Raw genomic sequence first — 13,175 nt, forward strand, 5'->3', positions numbered from 1 at the left:
TTGTAATCCATATTCATGGAAAGGTGGTTATGAGCAATGATCCCCTATCGCCCAGAACCCTTCACGGATTTCACGCTATCCGCACAACACATGGCCCTCGAAGAAGCCGTCAGGCTGGCACGAACAGACATAGGTCAGATTTATCCGCTGATCGTGGGGGGCAGGCGCATTGAGACAGAGACCTTCGATTCGCTTAATCCTTCCCGCCCGGCAGAAGTCGTAGGCCGTGTCTCCAAGGCCGATGCAGGACTTGCGGAGGAGGCGCTTCAGCATGCAGCTGTAGTATTCGAATCCTGGTCCCGTGTGTCTGTGGAGCAACGGGCTCGACTGCTACTGAAGGCCGCGGCAGCTCTGCGCCGTCGCAAGCATGAATTCACAGCCTGGTTAATGCTGGAGGCTGGTAAGACCCGTGCCGAAGCCGATGCGGATACTGCAGAAGCCATTGATTTCATGGAGTACTACGCACGGCAGGCATTGGACATGGATGCGTGTGCTACGGCGAGATTGATCCCGTATTCTGGTGAGGATAACCAGCTTCAGTATATTCCGCTTGGTGTTGGCGTAGTGATCTCACCGTGGAATTTCCCGCTTGCAATTATGGCTGGCATGACGATGGCTGCTGTCGTGACGGGTAATACGGTCGTGTTGAAGCCTGCCAGCGCAACGCCAGTAATCGCCTATAAGTTCGTGGAGCTGCTTGAGGAGGTGGGGATGCCGTCAGGGGTCGTGCAGTATCTCCCCGGAAGTGGCGCGGAGATTGGTGATCTGCTGGTATCCCATCCTTTGACTCGCTTCGTCTCTTTTACAGGCTCCAGAGAGGTGGGGCTACGGATATTCGAGCAATCCGCCCGGACAGGGCCGGGGCAAAAATGGTTGAAGCGATTCGTGGGCGAGCTGGGTGGCAAGGATGCGATTATCGTGGATGACTCAGCTGAACTGGAGGCTGCTGCACGTGCAATTGTGGCCTCGGCTTTTGGATTCTCGGGTCAGAAGTGCTCCGCTTGCTCACGGGCCATCGTACATGCTGACGTGTATGATGTGGTTTTAGCACGCTGTACGGAGCTTACACTGGCCCTTCAGGTAGGAGATGCTCTGGATGCTAGCAGCTCGCTGGGGCCTGTTATTGATGCTGCGGCCTACAACAGCATACTGAAGTATATTGAGCAGGGACATATGGAGGGAAGGCTCGTTGCAGGTGGGGGCAAGGCCGGGGAGGGTGGCTATTTTGTAGAGCCTACGATCTTTGCCGACGTATCTCCGACTGCTGCGCTGATGCAGGAGGAAATCTTCGGACCGGTATTAGCCTTTAGCAAGGTAGATAGCTTCATGCAAGCCCTTGAGGTTGCTAATGGGACAGATTATGGACTGACCGGGGCCGTATTCTCCCGTGATCGCGACCATCTGGAGCTGGCACGCAGGCAATTCCATGTGGGAAATCTATACTTTAATCGCAAATGTACAGGGGCGCTGGTCGGCGTACACCCTTTCGGCGGCTTCAACATGTCAGGTACAGATTCCAAAGCGGGTGGACCAGATTATTTGCTGCAGTTCACCCAGCTTAAGCTGGTATCCGAACTATTATAGGGATGTAAAAGCTATTGCGTCTATTCGAGTGTGCAGAGCTCTGAGAATGGATGATTACCTTGTTGTAAGTGAATATCTCCATACAATGAAATCTCCGGCAGCCGAGAATGTCGGGGATTTCGCTATGCACAGAAAAGGCGCTGCAGACGACCCTCGCAAGGGGCTGCTCACTGAATCTTGTGTCACATCATTTTCGGGTCGTAAGGGGGAGAGCACTTGGTTACCTATGTATCAAGAAGGCTGGCGACTGGAGCGCTGGTTGTAGTCGTTGCCATCGTATTGAATTTTGCACTGACCTATTTGGCTCCTGGGGACCCCATCCGCATCTTGTCCGGAAAGGATAACCCATCACCGCAAGCCGAAGCAGCTCTTCGCGACAAATATGGATTGGATCAGCCCATGACGACACAACTGACATATTATGCCGCCAATCTGCTACAAGGTGACCTTGGGGAATCAATACTTAGCGGAAGGCCTGTAGCTGAGATGATTCGTGAACGTGTGGGACCAACGCTGCTGCTGACACTTACTACAGTGATATGCTCGCTCGTGATCGGTACTGCTCTTGGCATGTATTGTGCGCGTAGGGCAGGCTCAAGACAGGATTCTATCCTTTGTGCCTTAACGTATGTATTCGATGCGATCCCCACATTTTGGCTAGGCATGATGAGTATTCTATTGTTCGCATCTACATTGCAATGGCTACCAACGGCTGGAATGGTGGATATGCGGACCGAGCATGAGGGCTTCACATATGTCTTGGATATATTACGTCATTTATGCTTACCTGCCTTGACCCTGATTTTGGGTAATGTGCCGTATTTCTTTAGGATTGCCCGCGCTTCCGCGCTTCAGGTCATGACCGAAGATTATGTCCTCATGCTGCGTGCAACAGGGATGAAGGAGAGTCGGATTTTTCGCAAATATGTACTGCGGAATGCTCTTCTGCCTACTATTCATCTCTTTGGGATGAGTCTGGCTTTCATTGTTACAGGAGTAGCTATGGTGGAAATCGTGTTTTCTTGGCCAGGTATGGGTAGCTTCATGATGAACGCCATTTCACGCAGGGATTATCCGTTGCTGATGGGCTTATATTTGATATTGTCCATATCGGTTGCCGTCTCCATGCTGCTGATGGATATCGTAAGCGCGTGGATTGATCCCAGAATACGTTATGGTCAATTTATATGAAGAATGAAGGAGGGAAGCATGACATGCGGGCTGTGTGAAATGCATTGCTGCCTCTCAGCGAAGTGGACAAGCTGGACCTCCACAGGGTTTGCATCGCAGAGTGCTGTTGCAATTTCGTCGTATACTGCAGCTTCGACTAGGGCTGACGGGTCTGAGCATCATTCTGTGCATGGCAGCCGGTGCGCCATGGCTGGCCACACATGATCCATTTGCTCTAGCTGATGAGCTGATCGCTCCCCCGGGGCGTGAGCATTGGATGGGTACAGACGGACTAGGACGGGATATCTTCAGTATGCTTTTGTATGGCGCGCGAACCTCATTACTGGTTGGGCTAGTGGCGGCATCCGTCTCTGCTGTAATCGGAACCGTTGTTGGAGGGCTAGCAGGCTATTATGGCGGAAGGATCGATATCGTGCTGTCGGAGCTGAACAATCTGGTTCTGATGCTTCCAACCTTCTTCCTGGTGTTAATCGTGGTTGCGATGTTCGGTGGAAGTATGGTCCATTTGATGCTCGTTATCGGTCTCACTAGCTGGGCCAGCAATGCACGGATCATGAGGGCGCAGACCCTGTCGCTAAGAGAGCGAACCTTCGTGTTAAGCCTGATAGCCATTGGGAAGAGCCGTGCTGCCATTCTCTTCAGACATATTCTCCCTAACGCTATAGCTCCTGTCCTGGTCAATACCACCACAAATATTTCTGCAGCCATCGTTATGGAATCGAGCCTGAGCTTTCTGGGGCTAGGGGATGCTGGTGCCATAAGCTGGGGGCGGATGGTGTATAGCGGACAGGCCTATTTGACCACAGGCTGGTGGATTTCAATAGCTCCAGGTCTGATGATTATGCTGACGGTCTTATCCTTTTATCTGATCGGAGATGGTCTTCAGCGGCTGCTAAATCCGAGACAGGAGAGCAGACTGTGAGGTGCAAGATGGGGGAGGAGATGAGGTGACATTGCTGCAGCTAAAGGAAGTGTATGTGTCCTATCACATGGGTACCAGGGCAAGTACTGCTGTGGAGCAGGTCTCGCTCAAGCTGGACGAACAGGATTCCATCGGAATCGTGGGAATCAGGTTCAGGCAAAACAACATTAGCCATGGCCGTGCTGCGTTACTGCCACATAAATTCACGCAAGTAGAAGGAGATATACGATTCAAAGGAATGGATCTTCTTAGGATGTCTGAGGAGCAACTAGCTCGTATCCGTTGGAAGGAGATCGCTGTTGTGCCCCAGCAATCCATGAATGTGCTTAGTCCGGTGCATCGCATTGGATGGCAATTGTCAGATATTCTACGGCAGCATGAACCAGAGTTGAGCAAAAAACAGCTCAAGGCCAATATCATGGAATTACTGAGTCTGGTACGTCTGTCCAGCCCAGTCTATTACCAATATCCTCACGAGCTATCTGGAGGGATGCTACAGCGTGTCTCCATTGCACTTGGTCTTATGCACAGACCGAAGCTACTCATTATGGATGAAGCCACTACGGCGCTGGATGCAATCACGCAGGAGTATATTTTGCAGATGCTATTGCAAATGGAGCGCGCGCACGGAATATCCCGAATGATGATAACTCATGACATGTCGGTCGTGGCGACATCCTGCAACAACGTGGCTGTGATGTATGATGGACGGCTTGTGGAATACGGATCTGTGACCGAGGTGCTTCAGAGACCCCTTCACCCGTATACACAGGATTTGATAAATTCATTGGCTTTCGCTCACGGCACAGACGAAGAGTGTACTCCACGTCCAATGCATGGGGCTATGCCTGAAATACTGACTGACATGGATTCATCACCTCGTGGCTGCGTATATGCTGGACGCTGTTCGTATGTAACTTCCACATGTCTAGAATATCAGCCGAAGGAACAGTGGTATTCCAGCACAAGGCGTGTGGCTTGTCATGGAGTATAACGAGGCGACATTACAAGAATCAGATCGACGAGTCATTTTACAGGCATTTCACCTCACGAAGGTTTTCCGATTACGCAATAAGAATAGTCTGCTGTCGTGGGTGGGTGGAGGAAGCAGGGAGAGCATGAAGAAGCTGCTATGGAAGAAGGCTTTGGAAGGGGTTAGCTTCTCGCTGTACGAGGGAGAGATTCTTGCCTTGATCGGGGAGAGTGGAAGTGGCAAGTCTACACTTGCCAAGCTATTGGCTAGACTTGATCATCCCAGCGCGGGCTGGACTGAGCTGGGAGGTGAACCCGTACCGGTCGTCTATCGCAGAGATCGACTGGCGTTCCGACGCCGGGTGCAGCTGATTTTCCAAAATCCATTTGATACCTTCGATCCGCGGCTTAACATAGCTGCTATTCTGCTAGATACTCTAAGGCTTCACCAAATCGGTGCCAGTGATGACGAAAGGCTTCACCAATGTATTGACCATATGAAACGATATGGAATTAACCCTGCTCATGAGTATATATACCGTTATCCCCATGAGTTATCTGGCGGTCAGCTACAGCGTATCTCCATTTTACGCTCTATGCTGCTTCAACCGCAGGTGCTGCTTGCAGATGAGCCATTGTCCATGCTCGATGTATCTATCCGGGCGGATATGATGCGAATGCTTGTGAACCTTGTCCGCAGTCAGCAGATGAGCATGATCTTCATTAGTCATGATATCCGAGCTGCCCGCTGGCTGGCTGATCGCGTGGGCGTCATGAGCCAAGGCCGGATCGTGGAGATCGGTGCTGCCAAAGAGGTGCTTGAGACGCCTAAGCATCCCTATACGCAAGCGCTGCTGTCTGCCGCTAGACTTGGATGAGCTTAAGCCGACAGATGGAGCAGAAACATACGATCATGTGACGAAGCGACCGCTGTTTGCAACTTTTTTCAGGATGGTGTCCTTGAATGGCTCTATGTAATGCTAATAAAGGAGTGAGATCTGAAGGATGGGAGTATTGATGATTCGCAGCTGGCTGGTAATTGGCATGCTTATGCTTGTGACAGGCTGCAGTAGTGGGAGCCCCATGGATGAAGCTGGTGAAGTTAGACAAGATGAAAAGTTAGCGGGACAACCAGACCGTAGTAACACCGTGGTTATTGGGATGCCGGGAGAGCCACAGACGTTCAACCCAGATGCGCGTCCAGATGACTATTTCTATGCTCCTGCTCAAAATATTTACAGCCGTCTTATTAAATTGAATAATAATCAAGAAATCATTCCTGATCTGGCCAGGTCATGGACGGTATCTGAGGATGGCAAAGAAATCACCTTCGAGCTGCAGGAGGGAGTCGTCTGGCATGATGGACAGCCGTTCACCTCGCAGGATGTGAAATTTACACTGGATTCGATTATGGAGCAAAAAGGTGCAGCGGTTGACAATCTGAGTAGCCTTCAATCGGTCCGTACACCAGACCAACACACAGTTATACTCACCCTGAAGCATCCAGATGCAACCTTCCTCGGCTATCTGGCATGGTATGCTACATTCGTTATGCCTGAGCATATCTATCAGGGCGAGCAATGGGACTCAGGCACCCGTATTTCTCCTATCGGTACAGGGCCGTTCAAATTCAAGGAATATACGCCAGGAGTCAAGCTGATTCTGGAGCGCAATGAGCAATATTTTGGCCAGATTCCGTCCGTTGACCGTCTGGTATTCTCCATCATGCCTGATCCTAATACTATGGTACAGGCGTTCTACAATGGCGAACTCGATATATTCGGTACAGACCCACCCATCACGGAAGTCACACGCATGGAGGAACGCGGGGATATTAACATTACCAAGAAAGTCTTCCCTTCCAGGTATTATCTCGTCTTCAATACGGCAAAGCCTCCCTTTGATCAGCCAGAGGTCCGTCGAGCTATAGCTTACGCCCTGAATAACGAGGAGATTGTTAACAAAGCAATGAAAGGACAAGGGCAGGCATCGAGTTCCTTCCTGTCACCTGTGTATTCATGGGCGCTGAGCGAGAAGTATAAGCTCCCGGAGTACGATCCGGCAGAAGCAGGTCGAATGCTGGAGCAGGCAGGACTGAAGCCGGATGCGAAAGGTAATTACTTAACTATTACCTTCAAGCTGTTTCAGGATGGGACATTTTCGGATATAGCGACGGTTATTAAGGATCAGCTTCAGCAGGCAGGCATTCATGTCCAGATCGAGGTGAAGGAGTATGCTGCCTGGCAGGAGGAAGTGGTTCAAGGTCGCAATTATGATATGAGTATGCTGGGAGGCTATCAAGGTCCGGATGTAGGGGCCATTGCCAATCGTGTCAGCACCAGTGGCTCGAACAATATTATGGGATATAGCAATGCAAAATTGGATGAGGCACTCCAACAGGCGGCATTGCTCATTGCTCCAACGACACGCAAAGTTCATTACGAAGAGGTACAGAGGATATTGTCTGAGGATATGCCGATCTATCCAGTCTCGGAGTGGATAAGCATGAATCCGGTGCATGAATACGTCAAGGGAGATCCAGCTTCTGCAGAGGCAGTAGGATATACAGGGTTCAGTGAATACAACTATGTGCGCATGATACAAGATTAAAGGAGACGGACCGTATGGTTGATATGAAGCGGATTCTGGAAGGTGTACCTGATTATCAGGCCTTTATGACGGTGGATGAGCTGGATGCGAGTACCCGTAGGTTAGCTGAGGAGTACCCAGATGTGGTCAAAGTTTTCAAGGCGGGCGTGTCAAGACAAGGTCATCCCATTCTCTGTTTGCGCATTGGGAACGGGAGACTGAATGCACTATGCTTCGCATGCCCTCATCCTAATGAACCCATTGGGGCCATGAGCATAGAATATTTTTCACGTCTGCTGGCAGAGGATCAAGAGCTGCGGGAGGAACTGGGGTATACGTGGTACATGATCAAATGCATTGATCCTGATGGGACAAAATTGAATGAAGGCTGGTTCAAGGGTCCCTTCAATCTTTACCATTACATGCGCCATTATTTCCGCCCAGTCGGCACCGAGCAGGTGGAATGGACCTTTCCGGTGAAGCATAAGACCTTGGATTTCGACAGTCCGTTGCCTGAGACAGAGGTGCTCATGAGACTGATAGAGGAAACACAGCCCAAATTCATGTATTCCTTGCACAATACAGGCTTTGGGGGCGCTTATTGGTATTTGTCTGAGCCTATGCCGTCTATATACGAAGCTTTGTACAGGGCTACTCGCAGACAGCAGGTACCCATTAGTATGGGGGAGCCCGAATCGCCCTCGGTTATCGAGTATGCCCCTGCGATCTATCATCATTTAAGTGCCGGACAGGCCTACGATTATCTGGAGCAATATGGTGGCAATCCTGCGGCGTTTGATTGTGGTACGAGCAGCGCAGATTACGTCCTGACGCGAACAGGAGATTGTGTGACGCTCCTAACAGAGCTGCCTTATTTTTTTGATCCACGGGTAGAAAATGTGAAAGATAGCGAGGTTACAAGGGTTGAGGCCATCCGACAGCATGTTGAACAGAGTCAGAGGGAGCAGCAGAACCTGGAGGATATTCTAAGGAATGTACGTCGATTGCTTCAGGGACACAATCCATTTGCGAAGCTGGTGGAGCAAATATTGCTGCAGGGTGGACAAGACGGTGCGGCCAAGCTGAAATGGGCTGAGAATCTCCCGGATGCCTATCGTCCCGCGACGGTATCACAGCTGTTCACTAACCTTGAGGTGGCCTCCTTTTATTACGGGCTTGCTCTCGGTCTGGTTATTCGTGCCTGTGACTTTGAGCTAGAGCACCTGTCTCGTGGCTCTTTAGAACCTTGCGTGGATAAGGTAGCTCTTCAGACACTAACGACAGCAAGGCAGAAGGGGCTAGAGAAGCTATGTGAGCTGTGCGAGCAGCTGGAGCAAGCTATGGATTACACAGTCATTCCGATTCAAAAGCTGGTTCGCATTCAGATTGAATGCGGTCTGATTGTATCAGCAGAGGTACGATCTAAGCATGAAGGTAGGAGCACCTAAGAGGATCAGTACTTAATAACATATCGTCAGAAGCTCTTCACAGTAAGCAAATACGGAATATACTCTAAGGATGCTACTAGAAATGTTGAAGGTTCTTACTTTTAAACAAAAGTCATCATATTAGCATAGCTATAAAGCATAACTAAAATAGGCTGGTCCCTATCGTTCTGTTCATGCTATGCTTGAGTACAGAAGAAGAAGCCCGTTCCCGACACTACTGGTCAGGGACGGGTTATTAATTGTTGATCCGGGAGGCATCCTTGAAGTGAATGATACATTGGAAATGCTGCTGAAATTGTTCGAGCGGGCCGCACTGCTGCTCATTTGCTTGTTCTTCATGACCCGTATTCCGCGATTCAAGGAGACCCTGCAACGGGACAAGCATTCGCCTGGGGAGCTTGCGATTCTGACGGCTATCTTCTGCGCGTTCGCCCTGTTCGGTACCTATTCAGGCATTGAAGTGGAAGGCTCGCTCGTGAATGTCAGAATTATTGCAATCATGTCGGGTGGTATTTTGTTCGGTCCTTGGGTGGGAATCATGACTGGACTTGTCTCTGGAGTGCATCGTTACTTGATTGATATTGGAGGAGTAACCTCGATCCCCTGTCTGATTACGAGTATTATGGCCGGGCTGGTATCTGGTGTCATTAATCGACGTGTCCCCAAAGAACGACGCTGGATTGCAGGGATCGCAGTAGGGATGGTCTGTGAGGGGCTCACTATGCTGCTGATCCTGATGATGGCAGAGCCTTATTCGTTAGGTCTGGACATTGTGTCCAGAATTAGTCTGCCGATGATTATCGGTCAGGTCAGTGTGGGCTTCATCGTGCTCCTCGTGCAGAGTGTGGAGGGGGAGAAGGAGATGATCGCGGCGAGACAAGCCAAGCTTGCTCTGGATATCGCGAATAAGACACTTCCGTATTTCCGGTCCATCGACAGTGAGTCACTGCGGACCATCTGCAGTATCATTAAGCAGGACATCATGGCTGATGCAGTGGCCATCACCGATGCCCATAATGTATTGGCTTATGTAGGTTTCGGAGAGGAGCGCTACCAGAATGGTCATCAGATCGGCAGCGACGTGACCAAAGCAGTCATTCGCAGTGGTCAGATCGCTATCCATAATCATATTGCCGACGATCAGACCCCGCAAATCCAATCGTTGCTGGTCATTCCGCTGCAGGAACGAGGAGAAGTGACGGGCACACTCAAAATTTACTACAAGAAGGCTTACCGTATCACTTATCCGCTGCAGACGATGGCTGTGGGTCTATCCCAGATCATCTCGACCTTAATGGAGGTATCTCGTGTGGAGCAGATCAAGGCGGAGGCGAACAGAGCGGAGCTGAAGGCACTGCAGACAAAGATCAATCCTCATTTCCTGTTCAATGCGCTCAATGCCATCGCTGCGACAACTCGTACGAGGCCAGACAAGGCCCGTGAGCTCATTATTAATTTGTCGGGGTTCCTGCGCTATAATCTGGAGCTGACGGATGAGCGCATTGACATTCAGGTTGCGCTGCAGCAGGTCAAGGATTATGTAGAGATTGAGAAGGCTCGCTTCAGCAGGCTGGAGGTTGAGTACGACCTGGATGAGGTGCATGTCCAGATCCCGAGTCTGCTTATTCAGCCGCTCGTGGAGAATGCCATTAATCACGGAATTCTGAAGAGTAGAGGACCAGGATCTGTGAAAATATCCGTCAAGGAGCATGAGAATCATGTGCGCATCAGTGTTCAAGATACAGGAATCGGTATCCCAGAGGAGGTCATTACCAACCTCTATCAGGAGCAGGTGCCTGCACAGCAGATTGGACTGTACAATGTGCATCAGCGGGTGAAGCTCATGTATGGGGAAGGACTTGCCATTCGGCGTCTGTCGCCTGGTACCGAGATTTATTTTGACATTCCAAAGGAGAATTCATGAGAGCGATTATTGTAGAGGACGAGAGACCAGCCCGCCAGGAGCTGGAATACCTGATCAAGACGCACAGCAGTCTGGAGATAACTGCCTGTCTGGAGGATGGGCTTGATGTGCTGAAGTACCTGCAGGATCATGAGGTCGACGCCATATTTCTTGACATCAACATCCCCTTCCTCGATGGAATGCTGCTGGCAAGCCATATCAGCAAATTCGCGAAGAAGCCCTATATCATTTTTACTACTGCATATAAAGAGCATGCGGCCCAAGCCTTCGAGCTGGAGGCCTTCGATTATATTCTGAAGCCTTATGATGAGAAGCGAATTGCAGCCATGCTGGCACGACTGGAGAGTACCTATGCACGTGACCATGCCCTCTTGCCTGAATCAACAGCCGAGGCGGCTCCGAAAGGAACTGCTCAACCTGAGAAGGGCGGAATGGCATCTGCCCGCATGAATCTGTGGAAGAATGAGAACATCATTGTGACGGACATTGATGATATCTATTATGCAGTCGCTAGCGAGAAGGTCACACTGGTCTACACCCGGAACGAGGAATTTACGATGCCGATGAGCATTTCCGAGTTTCATGGACGATTGTCACAGGGAGTCTTTTTTCGCTGCCATCGCTCCTATTCCGTGAATCTGTCCAAAATCCACGAGATCGTACCCTGGTTCAATCATACCTATCTGCTACGACTGACAGATCTGAAGGCAGAAATTCCGGTGAGTCGTAGCAAGGCGAAGGAGTTCCGGCAGTTGATGCAGCTCTGAGTGCATTTCATTCCTGATTTGTGGCATTTCATGCATCAGACAGTCGTAACTCTTGCTTCAGCGTTATACTGCGGAGGTAAGAGGAATTCGGATACGTGATGATGCATCATCAGGATAAGCGATGATTGACGAGATTTTCACGGGAAATGATACCGCATTCAGCAGTCATGCAATCAGGGATGGAAGCATTCCTCTTACGAACCGAATTTTGTCGGAAAGAGGAGATGGCTATGACATCCAAGCAAGACAAACGCTGGTTGATAATACTAGGGACGATTATTGTGCAGATGGGTCTGGGCACTATTTATACGTGGAGCCTGTTCAATCAACCGCTCGCTGACCAATTCGGCTGGGAGCTTAGCTCTGTGGCCATTACATTTTCCATTACGAGCTTTGCCCTGGCGTTCGCAACGCTGTTCGCTGGCAAGCTTCAGGAGCGTTGGGGACTGTCACGTCTGATTCTCACGGCAGGACTGGTGCTTGGTGCTGGACTTATGCTTAGCTCGCAGGTGTCCTCACTGATCGGCTTGTACCTGCTGGCAGGAGTAGTCGTAGGCTATGCCGATGGAACCGCGTATATCACGATCTTATCGAATCTCATCAAATGGTTCCCGGATCGCAAGGGACTCATCTCAGGAGTATCGGTGGGGGCCTATGGTACAGGAAGTCTGTTATTCAAATATATTAACGGAGCCCTGCTACAGCAGGTGGGACCTTCGCAGGCCTTCTTGTTCTGGGGGCTGATCGTGACGGTGATGATTGCAGGCGGTTCATTCCTTATTCGCGAAGCTGCTGTGGCTCCTGCAGCTGCTCCGGGTCAAGCCGCGGTGGGGCGGAATTATACGGTTAAGGAAATGCTGCAGACGAAGCAGGCTTATCTACTGTTCATCATCTTCTTCACAGCCTGCATGAGCGGCCTGTATCTCATTGGTGTCGTGAAGGACATTGGGGTCAGTCTGGCGGGTCTGGATGTGGCGACAGCTGCAAATGCTGTAGCTATGGTAGCTATTTTCAATACCTCAGGTCGCATCATTCTGGGTGCATTATCTGATAAGGTTGGTCGTATGAAGGTAATCGCAGGTACGTTACTCGTTACCGCCATTAGTGTAGGGATTCTGAGTACCGTACAACTGAATTTCGGACTGTTCTTCGGCTGCGTGGCGGCTATCGCCTTCTGCTTTGGTGGTAATATTACCGTCTTTCCAGCTATCGTGGCAGATTTCTTCGGTCTGAAGCACCAGAGCAAGAATTATGGCATCGTGTATCAGGGCTTCGGACTTGGCGCACTAACGGGATCTTTTCTGGCAGCCTGGCTGGGTGGCTTCGTGCCTACCTTCACAGTAATTGCAGTACTATGCGTGATATCCTTCGTCATTTCCCTATTTTTACATCCCCCAGGTCAGCGAATACAGCCTAAGGAGAGCCGGGGAAAATCTGGAGCCCTGCGCCGGATGAGACCCGATACGAAGCTGGGATAAGACAACTAGAGAGAGAGAATAAGCGACAAGAGTGATATGTAGATATATAGATAGAGAGCATAGCAAGTATGTCGAATGAGCGGAAGAGTGGAAAATCAGAAGCTGCTCCCGGAGGCTTTAAGCCCGAGGGTGTAGCTTTTTTGTATACTAGTGGAGGTTGAGGTACAAGTTGTCATCATGCTACACACTTCACCCCACTAAAAAATTTAGCTTAAACTGCCGAAAAAGAATAAGGATACAGGTTCCATTTTGCACCCAATTGTACCAACTGTAAATTATTGATATGGCATTGCGTTTATT

At 50.2% G+C, this 13,175-nt stretch carries 10 protein-coding genes; all 10 read left to right on the forward strand.

Going from position 1 to position 13,175, the window contains the following annotated elements; all coding sequences use genetic code 11:
* The first annotated feature begins 36 nt into the window (after positions 1-36).
* Positions 37-1,584: an L-glutamate gamma-semialdehyde dehydrogenase gene (gene pruA / locus K331_RS0109015; protein WP_028590039.1), complete on the forward strand. Its 1,548-nt coding sequence runs from the start codon at positions 37-39 to the stop codon at positions 1,582-1,584.
* A gap of 216 nt (positions 1,585-1,800) precedes the next feature.
* Entirely contained in the window at positions 1,801-2,775 is a 975-nt protein-coding gene (locus K331_RS0109020) for an ABC transporter permease (RefSeq protein ID WP_028590040.1), read from the forward strand.
* A gap of 100 nt (positions 2,776-2,875) precedes the next feature.
* Positions 2,876-3,697, forward strand: coding sequence for an ABC transporter permease (locus tag K331_RS0109025; RefSeq protein WP_028590041.1), 822 nt, complete (start codon positions 2,876-2,878; stop codon positions 3,695-3,697).
* A gap of 25 nt (positions 3,698-3,722) precedes the next feature.
* Positions 3,723-4,691, forward strand: a complete 969-nt coding sequence (locus tag K331_RS29155; RefSeq protein WP_156897631.1) for an ABC transporter ATP-binding protein — start codon at positions 3,723-3,725, stop codon at positions 4,689-4,691.
* Complete coding sequence (locus K331_RS0109035; RefSeq protein ID WP_028590042.1) at positions 4,681-5,547, forward strand: ABC transporter ATP-binding protein; 867 nt, start codon at positions 4,681-4,683, stop codon at positions 5,545-5,547. The genes K331_RS29155 and K331_RS0109035 overlap by 11 nt, the downstream gene beginning before the upstream one ends.
* A gap of 127 nt (positions 5,548-5,674) precedes the next feature.
* Positions 5,675-7,279: an ABC transporter substrate-binding protein gene (locus K331_RS0109040; protein ID WP_028590043.1), complete on the forward strand. Its 1,605-nt coding sequence runs from the start codon at positions 5,675-5,677 to the stop codon at positions 7,277-7,279.
* 14 nt (positions 7,280-7,293) lie between these two features.
* A complete protein-coding gene (locus tag K331_RS0109045; RefSeq protein WP_051289735.1) occupies positions 7,294-8,706 on the forward strand; it encodes a M14 family zinc carboxypeptidase in 1,413 nt (470 codons plus the stop codon).
* A gap of 265 nt (positions 8,707-8,971) precedes the next feature.
* Positions 8,972-10,630 (forward strand): sensor histidine kinase, encoded by a 1,659-nt coding sequence (locus tag K331_RS0109050; RefSeq protein WP_028590045.1) that lies wholly within the window; start codon positions 8,972-8,974, stop codon positions 10,628-10,630.
* Positions 10,627-11,397, forward strand: coding sequence for a LytR/AlgR family response regulator transcription factor (locus K331_RS0109055; RefSeq protein WP_028590046.1), 771 nt, complete (start codon positions 10,627-10,629; stop codon positions 11,395-11,397). Before K331_RS0109050 ends, K331_RS0109055 begins: the two co-directional genes overlap by 4 nt.
* A gap of 230 nt (positions 11,398-11,627) precedes the next feature.
* A complete protein-coding gene (locus tag K331_RS0109060) occupies positions 11,628-12,875 on the forward strand; it encodes an L-lactate MFS transporter (RefSeq protein WP_028590047.1) in 1,248 nt (415 codons plus the stop codon).
* Positions 12,876-13,175 lie beyond the last annotated feature (300 nt).

The sequence above is a fragment of the Paenibacillus massiliensis subsp. panacisoli DSM 21345 genome (assembly GCF_000426545.1).
In the GTDB taxonomy this organism is placed as follows: Bacteria; Bacillota; Bacilli; order Paenibacillales; family Paenibacillaceae; genus Paenibacillus; species Paenibacillus panacisoli.